15 protein-coding genes are annotated in these 17421 nt (G+C 56.0%); 10 read left to right on the top strand and 5 right to left on the bottom strand.

What is annotated here, in order from left to right:
* Window positions 1-93 precede the first annotated feature (93 nt).
* The 6 genes from ABLU86_RS09715 to clcB all read left to right on the top strand — a co-directional run bounded on the left by ABLU86_RS09715 (window position 94) and on the right by clcB (window position 6485).
* Window positions 94-366 (top strand): DUF1161 domain-containing protein, encoded by a 273-nt coding sequence (locus ABLU86_RS09715; protein WP_063443492.1) that lies wholly within the window; start codon window positions 94-96, stop codon window positions 364-366.
* A 148-nt stretch (window positions 367-514) separates the two neighbouring features.
* Complete coding sequence (gene ynfE / locus ABLU86_RS09710) at window positions 515-2950, top strand: selenate/tellurate reductase subunit YnfE (RefSeq protein WP_348796081.1); 2436 nt, start codon at window positions 515-517, stop codon at window positions 2948-2950.
* A gap of 10 nt (window positions 2951-2960) precedes the next feature.
* Entirely contained in the window at window positions 2961-3578 is a 618-nt protein-coding gene (locus ABLU86_RS09705) for a DMSO/selenate family reductase complex B subunit (protein ID WP_196521885.1), read from the top strand.
* A 1-nt stretch (window position 3579) separates the two neighbouring features.
* Window positions 3580-4437 carry a DmsC/YnfH family molybdoenzyme membrane anchor subunit gene (locus ABLU86_RS09700; RefSeq protein WP_047076669.1) on the top strand — a complete coding sequence of 286 codons (858 nt, stop codon included), beginning with the start codon at window positions 3580-3582 and terminating at the stop codon, window positions 4435-4437.
* 42 nt (window positions 4438-4479) lie between these two features.
* A complete protein-coding gene (gene dmsD, locus ABLU86_RS09695; protein WP_047076670.1) occupies window positions 4480-5088 on the top strand; it encodes a Tat proofreading chaperone DmsD in 609 nt (202 codons plus the stop codon).
* A 101-nt stretch (window positions 5089-5189) separates the two neighbouring features.
* Window positions 5190-6485 carry a voltage-gated ClC-type chloride channel ClcB gene (clcB, locus tag ABLU86_RS09690; RefSeq protein ID WP_047076671.1) on the top strand — a complete coding sequence of 432 codons (1296 nt, stop codon included), beginning with the start codon at window positions 5190-5192 and terminating at the stop codon, window positions 6483-6485.
* On the opposite strand, the gene bioD is transcribed toward clcB, so the two are convergent.
* The 3 genes from bioD to ABLU86_RS09675 form a co-directional block, all read right to left on the bottom strand.
* Window positions 6438-7133, bottom strand: coding sequence for a dethiobiotin synthase (bioD, locus tag ABLU86_RS09685; protein ID WP_015366772.1), 696 nt, complete (start codon window positions 7131-7133; stop codon window positions 6438-6440). The two genes, clcB and bioD, sit on opposite strands and share 48 nt — an antisense overlap.
* Window positions 7134-7260: 127 nt before the next feature.
* A complete protein-coding gene (gene mlc / locus ABLU86_RS09680) occupies window positions 7261-8481 on the bottom strand; it encodes a sugar metabolism global transcriptional regulator Mlc (protein ID WP_015366773.1) in 1221 nt (406 codons plus the stop codon).
* Window positions 8482-8605: 124 nt separating this feature from the next.
* Window positions 8606-9508, bottom strand: coding sequence for a LysR family transcriptional regulator (locus ABLU86_RS09675; protein ID WP_015366774.1), 903 nt, complete (start codon window positions 9506-9508; stop codon window positions 8606-8608).
* A gap of 92 nt (window positions 9509-9600) precedes the next feature.
* Here ABLU86_RS09675 and ABLU86_RS09670 point away from each other — a divergent pair, with 92 nt between their 5' ends.
* The 3 genes from ABLU86_RS09670 to asr all read left to right on the top strand — a co-directional run bounded on the left by ABLU86_RS09670 (window position 9601) and on the right by asr (window position 13291).
* Entirely contained in the window at window positions 9601-10890 is a 1290-nt protein-coding gene (locus tag ABLU86_RS09670; RefSeq protein WP_071596080.1) for an MFS transporter, read from the top strand.
* 322 nt (window positions 10891-11212) lie between these two features.
* A complete protein-coding gene (locus ABLU86_RS09665) occupies window positions 11213-12700 on the top strand; it encodes a carboxypeptidase M32 (RefSeq protein WP_046883577.1) in 1488 nt (495 codons plus the stop codon).
* Between the two features lie 171 nt (window positions 12701-12871).
* Entirely contained in the window at window positions 12872-13291 is a 420-nt protein-coding gene (gene asr, locus ABLU86_RS09660) for an acid resistance repetitive basic protein Asr (protein WP_015366777.1), read from the top strand.
* 158 nt (window positions 13292-13449) lie between these two features.
* Here asr and ABLU86_RS09655 read toward each other — a convergent pair whose 3' ends face one another.
* Complete coding sequence (locus tag ABLU86_RS09655; protein ID WP_015366779.1) at window positions 13450-13707, bottom strand: hypothetical protein; 258 nt, start codon at window positions 13705-13707, stop codon at window positions 13450-13452.
* Window positions 13708-14360: 653 nt separating this feature from the next.
* Between ABLU86_RS09655 and ABLU86_RS09650 the strand changes: the two genes are divergently transcribed.
* On the top strand, window positions 14361-15173 hold the full coding sequence (locus ABLU86_RS09650) for a serine protease (protein WP_015366781.1): 813 nt from the start codon (window positions 14361-14363) through the stop codon (window positions 15171-15173).
* On the opposite strand, the gene ABLU86_RS09645 is transcribed toward ABLU86_RS09650, so the two are convergent.
* Window positions 15174-17330: a bifunctional diguanylate cyclase/phosphodiesterase gene (locus ABLU86_RS09645; RefSeq protein WP_015366782.1), complete on the bottom strand. Its 2157-nt coding sequence runs from the start codon at window positions 17328-17330 to the stop codon at window positions 15174-15176.
* Window positions 17331-17421: the final 91 nt, after the last annotated feature.

Raw genomic sequence — 17421 nt, 5'->3', positions numbered from 1 at the left:
TTTTTGGGAACATTCCAATCATTTTAGCAAATACAATTGTTTACACCAATTCTGCTATGCTTAAAACTGGATGACATCAATAAGGAGCTTATGATGAAACTATCCCCATGGTTGTGCGCGGCCCTGCTGCTGGGTTCGGCATCCGCACTGGCAGCGCCGGACTCCTGCGAGCGGGTAAAGGGCGAGATCCAGCAAAAGATCATCAACAACGGCGTTCCGGCTTCTGGTTTTAGCCTGGCCATTGTACCGAACGATCAGCCTGACCAACCCGGCGCTCAGGTGGTGGGCCACTGCGCTAACGACACCTTCAAGATAATCTATACCCGCAACGGCGACGCGGCGGCCACCGATTCAGACGGGCAATAACCGCCGCTTTCGAGTGAAGGATCTTATCTCTGGTTGACCGGAGATAAGATTCGCCTACCCCTATTTAAGTATTATTCCTCACCCATGCGCCAGCACCCCCGCGGTTGCCAGCGGCATTTCGCATAATAAAAATCATGGAGTGAGCACAATGTCCTACCCAGAACATCCCGGCGGCGTCAGCCGTCGCAACCTCATAAAATCCTCAGCAATCGGTTCACTGGCCCTGGCTGCCGGCGGTCTGTCGCTGCCGTTCAGTCTACACGCCGCGGCCGCCGCCGTGCAGCAAGCCACCGGAGCAGAAGAAAAAACCGTATGGGGGGCCTGCTCGGTTAACTGCGGCAGTCGCTGCGCGCTGCGCCTGCACGTCCGCGACGACGAAGTGGTGTGGGTGGAAACCGATAATACCGGCCACGATATCTACGGCGATCATCAGGTTCGCGCCTGCCTGCGCGGGCGCTCTATTCGCCGGCGTATCAACCACCCCGATCGTCTAAACTACCCAATGAAACGCGTCGGCAAACGCGGCGAAGGAAAATTCGAGCGCATTAGTTGGACCGAAGCGCTGGATACCATCGCCGGGAATCTGGAACGCGTGGTAAAAGAGTACGGCAACGAAGCGGTCTATATTAACTACTCTTCCGGGATTGTCGGCGGCAATATGACCCGCTCTTCCCCTTCCGCCTCGCCGGTAATGCGGCTGATGAATTGCTACGGCGGCTCGCTTAACCAGTATGGTACCTACAGTACGGCGCAGATCGCCTGCGCCATGCCCTATACCTACGGTAGCAACGACGGTAACAGCACCTCGGATATTGAAAACAGTAAACTGGTGGTAATGTTCGGCAATAACCCGGCGGAAACCCGCATGAGCGGCGGCGGCATTACCTGGTACCTGGAGCAGGCCCGTGAGCGTTCCAACGCCCGCATGATCGTCATCGACCCACGCTATACCGATACCGCGGCCGGGCGTGAAGATGAGTGGATCCCCATTCGTCCCGGTACCGATGCGGCGCTGGTCGCCGGTATCGCCTGGGTATTGATTAACGAAAATCTGGTCGACCAGCCGTTCCTCGATAAATACTGCATCGGCTACGATGAGAAAACCTTGCCGGCCGATGCCCCGGCCAACGGCCACTATAAAGCCTATATTCTCGGCCTGGGCGACGACGCCACCGCCAAGACACCGCAGTGGGCCTCGCGTATTACCGGTATTCCCGCCGATCGCATCATTAAGCTGGCGCGCGAAATCGGTATGACCAAACCCGCCTATATCTGCCAGGGTTGGGGCCCGCAGCGCCAGGCGAACGGTGAGCTCTCCGCGCGGGCTATCGCCATGCTGCCGATTTTAACCGGCAATGTCGGCATTAACGGGGGTAACAGCGGCGCCCGCGAATCGACCTATACCATCACCATTGAGCGCCTGCCGGTGCTGGAGAATCCGGTAAAAACCGCCATCTCCTGCTTTAGCTGGACCGACGCTATCGCTCGCGGGCCGGAGATGACCGCCACCCGCGACGGCGTGCGCGGCAAAGAGAAGCTGACGGTCTCTATTAAATTTCTGTGGAACTATGCTGGCAACACCATCATTAACCAGCATTCCGACATCAATAAAACCCACGATATCCTGCAGGACGAGAGCAAATGCGAGATGATCGTGGTTATCGAAAACTTTATGACCTCGTCGGCAAAATACGCTGATATTCTGCTGCCGGATCTGATGACCGTCGAACAAGAAGATATCATTCCTAACGACTATGCCGGCAATATGGGCTATCTAATTTTCATCCAGCCCGCCACCACGGCGAAGTTCGAACGCAAACCTATCTACTGGATCTTAAGTGAAGTAGCAAAACGCCTTGGCGACGATGTGCATCAGCGCTTCACCGAAGGACGAACTCAGGAGCAGTGGTTACAGTATCTGTACGCCAAAATGGTCGCCAAAGATCCGGCGCTGCCGGGTTATGACGAGCTCAAAAAAATGGGCATTTACAAGCGTAAAGACCCGAACGGCCATTTCGTCGCCTATCGCGATTTTCGTCGCGACCCTGAAGCGCATCCGCTAAAAACCCCCTCCGGCAAAATTGAGATTTACTCCAGCCGCCTCGCCGATATTGCCGCCCGCTGGCAACTGGAAAAAGACGAAGTCATTAGCCCGCTGCCGGTCTATGCCTCCACCTTGGAAGGCTGGGACGATCCGTTGCGCAGCCAATTCCCGCTGCAAATGTTTGGCTTCCATTATAAGGCGCGTACCCACTCCAGCTACGGCAACGTCGATGTCTTACAAGCGGCCTGCCGCCAGGAAGTGTGGCTTAACCCTCTCGATGCCGAAAAACGCGGGATTAACAACGGCGACATGGTGCGTGTCTTTAATCAGCGCGGCGAACTGCGTATTCCGGCAAAGGTCACGCCGCGTATTATGCCTGGGGTGACGGCGATGGGTCAGGGAGCATGGCACGATGCCAATATGGCTGGCGATCGCGTCGACCACGGCGCCTGCATGAATACCCTCACCACCCACCGGCCCTCACCGCTGGCGAAGGGAAATCCGCAGCATACCAATCTGGTCGAAATCGAGAAGGTTTAAGGAGTAAACCATGAGCGCTCAATACGGATTTTTTATCGATTCCGCCCGTTGCACCGGCTGCAAAACCTGCGAGCTGGCCTGTAAAGACTACAAGAACCTGACGCCGGACGTCAGCTTCCGTCGTATCTATGAGTATGCCGGCGGCGACTGGCAGGAGGACAATGGCGTCTGGAGTCAGAACGTTTATGCCTACTACCTTTCCATCGCCTGTAACCACTGCGAAGACCCGGCGTGCACCAAGGTCTGCCCGAGCGGGGCGATGCACAAGCGCGAAGATGGTTTTGTGGTGGTCAATGAAGAGGTGTGCATTGGCTGTCGCTACTGCCATATGGCCTGCCCGTATGGCGCGCCGCAGTACAACGCCGCTAAAGGGCATATGACCAAATGCGATGGCTGTCACGAACGCGTCGCACAAGGCAAGAAACCGATTTGCGTCGAGTCCTGCCCGCTGCGGGCGCTGGACTTCGGGCCGATTGCCGAACTGCGTGAAAAGCACGGCCAACTGGCCGCCGTGGCGCCGCTGCCGTCGGCGCACTTCACCAGGCCGAGCATTGTGATAAAACCAAACGCCAACAGCCGTCCGTGCGGCGATACCACCGGCTATCTGGCCAATCCGCAGGAGGTCTAAAATGGGAAATGGATGGCATGAATGGCCGCTGGTTCTGTTTACGGTACTGGGGCAATGCGTAGCTGGCGCGGTTATTGTCAGCGGCCTGGGCTGGGTGTCGCTCTGCGGTCAGCGCGAAGCGCGACAGCGGCTGGTGCGCAGCATGTTCTTTATCTGGCTATTGATGGGAATAGGTTTTCTCGCTTCTGTCATGCATCTCGGCTCGCCGCTACGGGCATTTAACTCATTGAACCGCGTTGGCGCTTCAGCGCTCAGTAATGAAATCGCCAGCGGCGCCCTCTTCTTCATCGTCGGCGGATTCTGGTGGCTATTGGCGGCGGTGGGAAAAATGCCCTCGGCACCTGGCAAAATCTGGTTGTTTCTCACCATGTTGCTGGGGCTGCTATTTGTGATGGCGATGACCCGGGTCTACCAAATTGACACCGTGCCAACGTGGTACAATGGCTACACCACCAGCGCGTTCTTCCTGACGGTACTGCTCGCAGGGCCGCTGTTCGCTGCCCTGCTGCTAAAGCTGGCGAAAGTCGATTTCAACGGCTGGTTTTTTGCCGCTATTAGCGTGGCCGCACTCATCATCAGCGTGGCAGTTGTTGTCTTGCAAAACGCGGATCTCGGCACGATCCACAGTTCAGTACAACAGGCGAACGCCCTGCTACCGGATTACGGCAGACTGCAGGTTCTACGGCTGATCCTGCTGGCGCTCGGTCTCGGCTGCTGGCTGTGTCCGCTGATCCGCCGCCAGCCGCCGCGCGCCGCCGGGTTATTGATCGGGCTGATAATGGTTTTAGTCGCGGAGTGTATAGGCCGCGGCCTGTTTTATGGCCTGCATATGACCGTGGGTATGGCGGTTGCGGGTTAACGAGACGGCGCGCCTGTGCGCGCCGCAGTAAGGAATAGGGTAATGATGCAGATCCCAAATCGCGACGCCGTCGCACTAAGCGCCCGCACGCTGGGCGCGCTGTTCTCTTATGCGCCGAATAGCGAGCAAAACGCGCCGCTGGTCGCCGCTTTTCTCGATGGTAGCTGGCAGCCGCAGTGGCCGCTCCCGGTATCCGATTCACTGGCGATGGAATTTACCGCCAGCAGCGACGAGGCGCTGCCGCAAGCCTGGCAGCGTCTGTTTATCGGTCCATGGGCGCTTCCCGCTCCGCCGTGGGGTTCGGTGTGGCTTGATAAAGAGTCGGTGTTATTCGGCGACTCGACGCTTGCGCTGCGCGAGTGGATGCGCGCCAACGGTATCGCGCTGGATCTTGAGCGCAACGAACCCGAAGACCACTTCGGAACACTGCTGCTGCTGGCCGCATGGCTGTGTGAAACAAATCAGGATGAGTTGTTTGCGCAACTGCTGGCCTGGCATCTACTGCCGTGGTCCGGGCGTTTTCTGAGCGTCTTTATGGAAAACGCCGGGCATCCGTTCTATCGGGCGCTGGGCCTACTGGCGCAGTCGACGCTGGCTAGCTGGCAGGAATATTTGCCCATCGCGGTGGCGGAAAAGCAGCTGTATCGTTAACTCACCCGCCGCGTCGATCCCCGGCGCGGCACTTATAGCTTTTGCATCTAAGGTTATTCCCTATCACAATAACGCTATGAATCCCAATTTCACTTCCGCTAATGCATCGTCTTCATAACTACCCTGATGTGCAGGTGATGTTTCGTCGCCTGATCATCGCCACGCTCGTCGGCATCTTTGCGGCGCTGGCCGTGGCGCTGTTTCGCCACTCGATGGTGGCACTGGAAACTTTATTTCTCGGTAATGATAGCGGCAGTCTGGTGAACGCCGCGCAGTCGATGCCGTGGTGGCGTCGGCTGCTGACGCCGGCGCTTGGCGGAATCACGGCGGGGACATTGCTCTGGTTATGGCAACGGCGTAGCGTCTCGCGTCCGCACGCCCCGACCGATTACATGGAAGCGCTGGAAACCGGCGATGGCTGTTTCGATACGCCGGCAAGCCTCGTCAAATCGCTGGCATCGCTGCTGGTGGTCGTGACCGGCAGCGCCATTGGCCGCGAAGGGGCCATGATCCTGCTGGCCGCGCTGGCCGCCTCGCTGTTTGCCCGCCGTTTTACCCCACGCGCTGAATGGAAGCTATGGGTCGCCTGCGGCGCCGCCGCCGGGATGGCCAGCGCCTATCATGCGCCGCTGGCGGGGAGCCTGTTTATCGCCGAAATCCTCTTCGGCACCCTGATGCTGGCCTCGCTCGGGCCGGTGGTCATTTCAGCGGTGATCGCCCTGCTGCTGACCAATTTACTCAATGGCGGCGCCGCGCCGCTGTACCACGTCGTCTTGCAACAAAACCTGACCGCGCTGCATTACGGTTTAATGCTGGCAACCGGCCTGCTGGCCGGGCTGTGCGGGCCGCTGTTCATCTGGCTGATGGACTACAGCCACCGTGGCTTCGTGAGGCTGAAACTGTCGCCGCCGTGGCAGCTGGCGCTGGGGGGACTGATCGTTGGCATGTTATCGCTTATTACCCCGGCGGTGTGGGGCAATGGTTATAGCGTGGTGCAAAGCTATCTGCTATCGCCGCCGCTATTTAGCGTCATTATCATCGTCTTTATCTGTAAGCTGTTGGCGGTGCTGGCCAGCAGCGGCTCCGGCGCGCCGGGCGGCGTCTTTACCCCGACGCTATTCGTCGGGCTGGCAATAGGAATGCTATTCGCCACTTTTAGCGGGCTGTGGTTAGATAACGATCAGAACATAGCGATTATGATTGGTTTAACCGGAATGGCGGCGTTTCTCGCCGCGACAACGCATGCGCCGATGATGTCGACGCTGATGATTTGTGAGATGACCGGGCAGTATGTGCTGCTGCCCGGTTTATTGATCGCCTGCGTACTGGCTTCGGTAGTGTCGCGGACGTTACGCCGGGATTCGATCTATCGCCATCACGTTGCCGAGCACGTCTAAGTCAACATACTGGCTGAGTTCGCGCTGTTCGGCGCGCGGCAGATAAGGCAGCTCGCCAATCAGCGGCGCAGGCAGCTTTTTGCTCAGCACGTCGATGATTTCAGCGTAGTGCGCAAGGCCTGGGTTAATGCGGTTGGCGACCCAGCCGATTAACGGCAGACCATCGTTGGCGATCGCCTGAGCGGTCAACAGAGCATGGTTGATACACCCTTCCTGAATGCCCACCACCAACACTACCGGCAGTTGTTCCTGCACTACCCACTCGGAGAGCGGGCGTAAGTCGTTCATCAGGCTGCGCCAGCCGCCGGTACCTTCCACTACGACATGATCCACTCTGCCGCTGAGCTGCTGCAGGCCGTCACTGAGTAAGCCGTAGTTGATCGGGCAGCTGTGCGCCACGCTGCTTTCTTCTTCGCTTAACGCGATGGGATTGACAGCATCATACGGCAGCGACAGCGTCGACACGCTCTGTAATACCAGCGCATCTTTGTTACGCAGTCCTTCCGGCGTCTCTTTGCTGCCCTTCGCCACAGGCTTATACCCGGCGACGCTTTTACCGCTGGCAGCAAGTGCCTGCAGCAGCGCGCGGGATACTACCGTCTTCCCGACAGCAGTGTCAGTACCTGTTATAAAGAAACGCTTAAACATCACTAACCCCAAAGTTGTGTATACGAAAAATACATAAGAGAAATAATCAACAGTGGGAAAAGTCTACGCGAAGCCGTCGGGGCCCAGATTGAGATAGCGCAATTTTTGGTGCGACTATGAAAAAATGTTAACCCTGTAACAGTCGGATAAGGAGCGATCCGTTATAGAGGGCGTCTTTCACCAAAGCCGCGCCAGCCATCGTTCCGCGGTTTGAGAACTGGGTACTCTCAACCGCGATATGACGACTATATGCCGGTAGCGCCTGTTGCCGAATACAGTCAGAAATTGCCGGAAACAAAATATCAGACGCCTGATTGAACGGCGAACCAATAAGGATTTTTTGCGGGTTAAACAGATTGACCATGATAGCCAGAATACGCCCTACATGAGCGCCAACGCCGGTAATGATATCCCGCGCCAGTAAATCGCCCTGCTGCGCCGCCTGACATAACCATTCAACGCTCAACTGCTGTTGATGCAGCATAGAGCTCATGGATTTTGCCATGCGCATCTGCGCCAGTTCCAGCACGCTTTCGACGCTGGCGATGGTTTCCAGGCAGCCGTGATTGCCGCAATAGCAGCGTTTACCATAAGGGTCAACCTGGGTGTGGCCGATCTCCACCAGGCTGCTGCTGCCGGCGTGCAACAGGCGGCCATCGGTGATCACTCCCGCGCCGACGTTGTGGTCGATTACCACCTGGATGACGTCGCGCGCCCCCCGCGAGGCGCCAAACAACGATTCGGCCATGGTCCAGGCGCTGATATCGTGCTGTATATAGACCGACACTCCGGTGTGATTAGCCAGAGCCTCACCGAGCGGCATATCTTTCACGTCATCATAAAACGGCATTCGGTGAATGATACCGTTTTCAGTATCAATGATCCCCGGCAAGGTGATGGCGATTGCGGTAAGTCGTTCGAGCTTGTGCTGATGGCGAATAAAAAACTGGTCGATATGTTCGATGATCCGCGTCAGCAGCGGTTGCGCATGCTGCAGCGGCAGTTCCAGTTGTTCTTCCACCACCAGCTTGCTGCTCAGATCGCGCAGCGCCAGGTGGATTTCCCCCCGGCTGATGCGCAACGACAAATAATGCCAGGCTTCCGTTTCAACCATCAGCCCGACCGCCGGGCGGCCGCGGCTCCCCGGCTCCTGGATTTCGGTCTCCTGCACCAGGTGCGCTTCCAGCATCTCGCGAACAATTTTGGTAATGCTGGCCGGCGCCAGTTGCGCAAATCGGGAAAGGTCGATACGCGACACCGGGCCAAGCTGATCAATCAGGCGATATACCGCGCCAGCATTAGTCTGCTTTATTTGATCGATATGGCCTGGTTGACTGTCCGCTACCACCGTTGACTCCCTTTATTTTCGCGCTTCGAAATAAACTTTTGGCTATGGTGAAGCACTTCGATGGTGCACGTCAAATTTTTACTTAGCCTTGTGATTTGCCGCACATTTTTACCCCGTTTTTGTCTTAATTCGCCAGGGCGGCGGCAGCGAGAAGATAATCGCGAAAGCGCTGCGCCGCCAGACCCTGTTCACGGTGTTTGGCCCACACCAGCCACATTTCCGACACCGCATCGGGTTCACTAATCGGCAGCCAGCGCATTTCATTTAACTGCACCCGCTTAAACGAGGCCGGTAGGATCGATACCCCAAGACCTGAAGCCACAAGGCCAATGATGGTCATTGCCTCGCCGACCTCCTGGGTGATAACGGGCGTGGTACCGTAGCGGCGCATCAACCCGAGAATATCGTCATACAGGCCGGTACCAACGTGCGGATCGAAAAAGACAAACGGCTCGCGCGCCAGCTCAAGCAGACTGACCGATTGCTGACGGGCCAGGGGATGATCGCTGGGCACCATCGCCAGTAGCGGTTCGCGCAGCACCCTTTCCCAGCACAAGGTATCCGGCAGCTGCGTGTTGCGCATCAGGCCAAGGTCAAGCGCCCCTTCATTCAGCGGCACGATCTGTTCGCGGGTGTTGGTTTCGCGGGTCTGGATATGGACATCGGGAAAGCGGCGACGAAAAGTGGAAAGCGTATCGGAAACCGCTTTGATAAATGGCGCCGACGAGGTGAAGCCGATACGCAGTTCACCGGTTTCGCCGTGGTGCAGGCGCCCGGCGCGAGCGGCGGCATCTTCAACCTGCGTCAGTATTTGTCGGCTATCGGCGAGGAACTGCACTCCCGCCGCCGTCAGGCTGACGCTGCGATTAGTGCGGGCAAACAGCCGCGCGCCAATCTGTTGTTCGAGAATCTGAATTTGCTGGCTTAACGGCGGCTGAGAGATATTCAGGCGCGCCGCCGCGCGGCCAAAATGCAGCTCTTCCGCCACGGCGACAAAGTAACGCAGATGACGCAGCTCGATATTCATATTTAAAACGTCTTATTTGAGATTATTAATATATTAGACGGAATATTTACAATTTTATACCCTAAAAATGTGAGCTGAATGGTCACATCAGTTTGTTTGTAATCCAGCTGTATATAAGCAAGGAATTCTCCGTGAGTAACACAACAACCGCTGACACCGCGCCGGCGAGCGATGTCAGGGATAAGGTCGCTTCCCAGCCAAATCAATTTATTAAACGCGGCACCCCGGCGTTTATCCGCGTCACCCTGGCGCTATTTTCCGCCGGACTGGCCACCTTCGCCCTGCTCTATTGCGTGCAGCCAATTCTGCCGGTGCTGTCAGGCGAGTTCGGCGTAAGCCCGGCCAGCAGCAGTATTTCGTTATCGATTTCCACCGCGATGCTCGCCATCGGCCTGCTATTTACCGGCCCGCTGTCGGATGCCATTGGCCGTAAACCGGTAATGGTCACCGCCTTACTGTTGGCGGCGTGTTGCTCATTATTATCAACGATGATGACCAGCTGGCACGGTATTCTGATCATGCGCGCGTTGATCGGCCTGTCGCTCAGCGGCGTAGCCGCCGTAGGGATGACTTATCTCAGCGAGGAGATCCACCCAAGCGTGGTGGCGTTTTCAATGGGGCTTTATATCAGCGGTAACTCGATAGGTGGCATGAGCGGCCGCCTGCTCACCGGGGTCTTTACCGATTTCTTCGGCTGGCGCGTGGCGCTGGCGGTGATAAGCGCCTTCGCCCTCGCTGCGGCAATCATGTTCTGGCGTATTCTTCCCGAGTCGCGCCACTTCCGCCCTATTTCGTTGAAACCGAAAACGCTGCTGATTAACTTCCATCTGCACTGGCGCGATCGCGGCCTGCCGCTGTTGTTCCTCGAAGGCTTCCTGCTGATGGGCGCATTTGTGACCCTGTTTAACTATATTGGCTACCGTTTGATGATGTCGCCATGGTCGCTGAATCAGGCGGTGGTTGGCCTGCTGTCGGTTGCTTACCTGACCGGGACCTGGAGTTCGCCAAAAGCCGGCGCGCTGACAGTGCGTTATGGCCGCGGTCCAGTAATGTTGTTCTTTATTGCGGTGATGCTGTTTGGCCTGCTGATGACGCTATTCTCGCCGCTGTGGCTGATTTTCATCGGCATGCTGCTGTTCTCCGCCGGCTTTTTTGCCGCGCACTCGGTCGCCAGCAGTTGGATCGGACCACGGGCGCGTCGCGCGCGCGGCCAGGCATCTTCGTTATACCTGTTCAGCTACTATCTTGGCTCAAGTATTGCGGGGACGCTCGGTGGAGTCTTCTGGCATCATTACGGCTGGAATGGCGTCGGCGGCTTTATCGCCCTGCTGTTAATGGCCGCGCTGCTGACCGGCGCCTGTTTGCACAACCGCCTGAAATAATCGTTAAACGACGTGACCTTATTGGTCACGTCCGTTCACCACAGCCCGAGTACCGATGGTAACCCCAACAGTTCTCTGAGAGCATCCATAGAAAGCAGTGCGAAAAACACCCACGTGAACGGATTCATACTCGCCTCCGCTGACAGCCAGCGCCTGTTTTCAGTGTAGCCGCTGGTGAAGCGCACCGTCCGTTATGGTTATCACATGCGCATTTTTCGATACACGCAAAATGTCGTTCCAGCGACTCGACCAAATCACCCCGACGCGCTAGTGTACCCACTGACAACAGATTTATTTCACTCGCCACAGGCCAGCAGATACTATGACTGACAACAACAACTATCAGCAGCTCACCCGCACTTTCCAACGGCTCTCCCGCTTCTCTCACCTTGCCGCCATCGCCGGCTGGGATATGTTCGCCATGATGCCGCCCGGCGGCAGCCGCGCGCGCGGCGAAGCGCTGGCGGAGCTCGGGGTGCTGCAGCACCAAATTTTGACCGATAAGAAGGTCGGTGAATGGCTGGAAAACGCCCGGCAGGAAGATCTTAACGATCTGGAACAGGCTAACCTGCGCGAAATGACCCGCCAGTACCAGCAAGCGGCGCTACTACCGGAAAGCCTGGTGGAAGCGAAATCGCTGGCCGGCAGCCGCTGCGAACACGCCTGGCGCAGCCAGCGCCCGGCTAACGACTGGCAGGGGTTTGCCGAAAACCTGCGCGAGGTCGTTAAGCTCAGCCGCGAAGAGGCGCAGATCCGTGCCGATGCGAAAGGCTGTTCACGTTATGATGCCCTGCTGGATATTTTCGAACCCGATATGACCAGCGCGCGTCTTGACGTGCTATTCGCCGATCTGAAATCCTGGCTGCCGTCGCTGCTGGCAAACGTCGTCGATAAGCAAGCGCAGAAGACGCTGCTCGAGCCACAGGGGCCCTTCGCCATCACCGACCAGCGCGAGCTGGGGCTGGAAGCAATGCGGGTTTTAGGCTTTGATTTTGATGGCGGCCGCCTGGATATTAGCGCACACCCCTTCTGCGGCGGCGTGCCTGAGGACGTTCGTATTACCACCCGTTATAACGAAAACGATCTACTCAGCGCGCTATTTGGCGTGATCCACGAAACCGGCCACGCGCGCTATGAACAGAACCTCCCGCGTAACTGGCTCGATCAGCCGGTTGGGCTGGCTCGTTCAACGGCGATTCACGAATCTCAAAGTCTGTTCTTCGAAATGCAGCTTGGCCGCAGCGAAGCCTTCCTCAACCGCCTGCTGCCCGCTGTGCGTCAGCGCTTTGGCGACCAGCCGGCGTTCAGCGCGGAAAACTTTATCGCCTGGAACCAGCGCGTGAAGCCGGGCTTCATTCGCGTCGATGCCGACGAAGTCAGCTACCCGGCGCACGTCATTCTGCGCTATGAAATCGAGCGGGCGCTGATCGACGGCGATATTGAAGTAGACGATATTCCCGCCCTGTGGGACGAGAAAATGCAGAGCTGGCTGGGTATTTCGACCCTCGGCAACTATCGTGACGGCTGTATGCAGGATATTCACTGGACCGATGGCGGTTTCGGCTATTTCCCTTCCTATACGCTGGGGGCGATGTACGCCGCACAGTTAATGGCGGCCGCCAGACGCGCGTTACCGAATCTCGCACAGGATATCGCCGGCGGCGATTTTAACGCTCTGTTCGACTGGTTGCGGCAAAATATCTGGCAGCACGGCAGCCGCTTTACCACTTCGCAGCTGATTAAGAATGCCACCGGCGAAGATCTCAACGGTGAGTATTTCCGCCAGCATCTTACCGCGCGTTATCTCTAAGCCTGCGCGCCGGGGCCTGCTCCGGCGCGTTATACCCGTTCGCTTCGCGTTGTACATATGGTTACACGCCGATACCAAACACTCACGGAAAGCTCGAAAAGACAAGCATATAGTTACTTCAACGGCCCCGCAGTGGGGTTGAAATGAAGAAACCTTTTCGAGGATATCAGAATGAAAAAAGTATTAGCTCTGGTCGTTGCCGCTGCTATGGGTCTGTCTTCCGCTGCTTTCGCTGCTGATGCAGCAAGCACCACTCAGGCACCTGCTGCTGCAACTCACAGCACCACTGCCAAGACAACTCACCATAAAAAACATCACAAAGCTGCCGCCAAACCGGCTGCAGAACAGAAAGCCCAGGCTGCCAAGAAACACAAAAAAGCCGCGGCGAAACCCGCTGTAGAGCAAAAAGCTCAGGCTGCGAAAAAACACCACAAAGCCGCCACTAAACCGGCTGCACAGAAAGCCCAGGCTGCCAAAAAGCACCACAAAACTGCCGCTAAACCAGTAGCGCAGAAAGCTCAGGCTGCGAAAAAACACCACAAAACCACTAAACACACCGCAGCTAAACCTGCTGCTCAGCCGGCTGCATAATCGTTTCGGTTAGTCTGGTATTGTATAAATCGGCGCTGTTTCAGCGCCGTTTTTTTCTGGAGAGCGCTATGCTGCGACGCTATCGTTTTGAGCTCATCCTGATACTGCTGATAATATGCGCGCTGGTGGCAACCCGCTTTTTCCTCTATTAGGCGCCGCTAATCATCCCCCTCAATAGGAAAACCGGCTTCACGAATTGCCTGACGGCAATCGCTGACGCCCGCAGCATATCCCGCTTCAATTTCGCATACCGGGCTCGCACTGGAGAAAGGTAAGCGAATCGGCGTCGCCAGTTGACGTTCCAGCTCGCCAATTTTTACCCGCGCCGCCAGCAATTCCTTCGCCAGTTCTGGGGGCGACACTTCGGTTTTTTCCCCCGTAATGATCGCCCGCAATTGCTTCTCATCGATAGTCATCATATCCGCCAGTTTGCATTCATTGACAGATATTATAGCCAACGCCACCTCAGTGGCGCTGGCGTGACGCTACATGGCACGTACCGCCTCAATCACGAGATAGCCCATCGCTCCCCACATAAAAAAAGAAACCAGCGAAACATAAACTAATGCGCGAATACCTTGTTTAGACATACACCCTCCCACTACGGGAAATGACATTGCGCTTATGATGGCCGGGTCAACCTCACATTTCACTCAACGGGAATCGCCAATGACAATGTTTACAGTGAGAAAATGTTTCGTAGTGAAAATAATTGAGAAGATGGTAAAAAAACGCCAATGACCATGAACTTTTGCGATCTTAAGGCGACTAAAACACCCTCGAAAAATTGCGCTTTGCGAATGTCCTGTAAGGCAAAGTGATTATTTTGCCGTCGTTTTACGTACGTTCCGATACACGAATTATGTTGCGTTGCACGCCGCTTTCTGCGGAAATGACAACAGCAGAGATAATGCGTTAACCATCTGAATTAACATGGTTCTTGCATAGATGAAATGTCTTCAGGAGTCATTTTAACTGCCGTTTGGCTTAATAAAAATTATTCTTAACTTTCATAAACTTAAATCTCCTGCTACTTTCAATAGACATAATTATCTCCCCAGAGAGTGATATGCGTAGAGACGTACTGTTATTACTGTGTTCGTTTTGTGTATTTCCCCTGTTTGCTCACGCCGATGATGACGGCATGAGCGCGAAAGATATCAAAACGCTTTTTTTCGGCCATGACGATCGTAAAGCGGTCAGCGATCCGGCCAGTTCCCCCTGGGATGCCATCGGCCAGTTAGAAACCGCCAGTGGTAATCTGTGTACCGCAACGCTGATTTCGCCGCATCTGGCCCTCACCGCCGGTCACTGTTTGCTGCAGCCGCCGAAAGGAAAGCCGGACAAGGCCGTTGCGTTGCGTTTTATCTCGCGTAAGGGCAGTTGGGTCTATGAAATTCACGGGATTGACGGCCGTACCGACCCATCGCTAGGCAAACGGCTTAAAGCGGACGGCGATGGCTGGATTGTCCCCTCTTCCGCAGCCCCCTGGGACTTTGGCCTGATCGTCCTGCGCTACGCGCCCGGCGGCATTACGCCTGTTCCTGTGTTTCGCGGTGATAAAGAAGCGCTGACCGCGGCGCTGAAAGCAACGGACCGCAAAGTGACGCAATCCGGCTACCCGGAAGATCATCTGGATAGCCTCTATAGCCACCAGGATTGTCTGGTGACGGGATGGGCGCAAGCCTCAGTTCTATCACATCAATGCGATACGCTACCGGGCGACAGCGGTTCTCCGCTGCTGTTAAAAACGGACAACGGCTGGCAGGTCATTGCAGTGCAAAGCTCGGCGCCGGGACCGAAAGATCGCTATCGCGCCGATAACCGGGCTATTGCCGTGACCGGTTTTCTCGACAAGCTGGAAGCGCTGGCTAACGAGTGATTATCCCTGCTGCTGGCGCAGTTGAAGCAATGAATCGATCGGCATCGGTTGGCTGAAATAATATCCCTGAAGTCGATCGCATCCCGCCCGCCGCAGCAGCGCCAGCTGCTGCTGAGTTTCTACCCCTTCAGCAACCACGGTGATCCCCAGCGCATTAGCGATACGTACCGTGCCGCGCACCAGTTCTGCCGCCTGCGGGTCGACATCCACAACCCCGGCTAACGACTTATCAATCTTGAGGCTATCAAAACGACAGCTGCGTAGATAACCAATACTGGAATAGCCAATGCCAAAATCATCCAGCGCGACGGCGATACCTAACGATTTCAGGTTCTCGATAGCCACGCGAGCGCGCTCCGGGTTTTCCAGTACGTAGCTTTCGGTTACCTCAAGCTGCAGGCGGCGGGCAGGAAACTGACAGCGTCCCAGGGTTTGGATCACCCGAGTTTCGAATTCCGGGTCGCGGAACTGCGCCGGGGATATATTGACGGAAAGGAGTAAATCCCCCATCGTCTCGAGATCGTAACAGGCTTGCGACAGCGCAAACTGGCCCAAGGCATAAATCAATCCGCTGCTTTCGGCAATGGGGATGAAAGCATCCGGCGCCAGCGGGCCTTCAGGACGTCGCGGCCAGCGCAGCAAGGCCTCTACGCCTTCCATCACCAGCGTTTCGGCATTGACGATCGGCTGATACCAGACATCAAATTCGCCTTTTTCGAGACCTTCGCGGATACCATTTTCAATGTGCAGCTGGTGCTGACGCGTTTCGTTAAGGGTGTCATCATACCAGGCCGCTCTTCCCTTACCGCTTTTCTTCGCGTGGTACATGGCCATATCCGCACGGCGAAACAACTCAGTACTAGAACACTGCGTCGGCACCCCGCTGGCAATACCAATACTGGCGCTGATATATATTTTCCGGGCGCTGAGCGCAACGGGAGTTTTTAATAATTCGAGCACCGCCAGGGCGAATGCTGAGGCCTGATTAACCGCATGTTCGCCGCTCATGGTCATGGCGAATTCATCCCCGCCCATCCGCGCCAGCATCGCCCCCGCCGGAACCCGATCGCGTAATTCGCGGGCGATATGGGCAATCAGCGCGTCGCCAGTATCATGGCCGTAGTTATCGTTGACGTCTTTAAAACCATCGAGATCGATAAATACCACGCTCTGCATTTCATTCTTACCGCATTCGCCCATCGCATTTAAACGTTCAATCAATGCCCGACGGTTCGGCAAAAGGCTCAGCCAATCGATGAGCGCATTTTTTCGCGCCTGCTGTTCGCCGCGCGCCAGCTTGTAAAGCCCCAGGCTACTCAGCATGATAAACAGCAAAATTAAACTTGCCGCCAGAATGGCGATGAGCCTGATGCTGTTTGACGCGGCGCGCGCCGCTTCCGCACCAGGAAGGCGCGGTTGCCAGCTCAGATAGGCCAGCGTCTCCCCGCCCTCTGTGCGTAATGGTACGCTGTATTCGCCGGCAAACTGCGTCGTATGCAGACGATTAATCTGGAAAGTGTTCCCCAGGGTTTCCAGCATGGTTGGATTAATGTGGCGGGTAATCACCAGATAGCGACGGGTTTTATCATAAATCGGTAAGCGGCCGATTGTCGGGCGAATCAAGCCGATACCGACAAACGCAATGCCTGCGCGGGTACGGGTGATTCCGGCAAAGGCATTTTTACCGCGTCTCAGCGCATCCGCGTGCTGCTCGATAAGGGTTTGTAACCCGCTGCCGAAAAAACCAATATCGGATTCGGTAAATGGCTCGCTGCGAAAAGCCCCCCACAAGATGCGATAGTTTTCATCCAGGATAAAAGTGCCGTCGTAGAGATTATTAATCTTAAAACCCGATCCCCACGAATCATACAGCCAGTGTGCATCAAGATGGGGCGTATAGGTTTGTTTAACCGCATCATCCCAAATCGAATTATCCAGTACCAATGACAGCACCCGGTTCACCGATGTCTGCACGGCGCCTTCTACCGAAAGCATCGAACGGTGTTTATCTATTTCATTAGTTTTAATACTGACCAGATGTTGCGACAAATAGAAAAGAGAAATCACAGAGACGACCAGGCCCAGGCCGGCAAGAAATACCAGAATGGAAAGGATTTTGGCAGAGGGAATATTCCGCCAGCCAGGCAAAGGAATCATGTGCTGTCCTCATAGCGGCGTACAGAAAGATGCCGAATCTGCTTTTTTAAGCGTAATACAGAGAACAGAATTTGCCGCCTGCGAACGCAGG

Source organism: Klebsiella sp. JN_Kp121 (genome assembly GCF_040062145.1).
In the GTDB taxonomy this organism is placed as follows: Bacteria; Pseudomonadota; Gammaproteobacteria; order Enterobacterales; family Enterobacteriaceae; genus Klebsiella; species Klebsiella aerogenes.
Note: the sequence above shows the minus strand (reverse complement) of the source record. Positions and strands in the feature narration are given on the sequence as shown.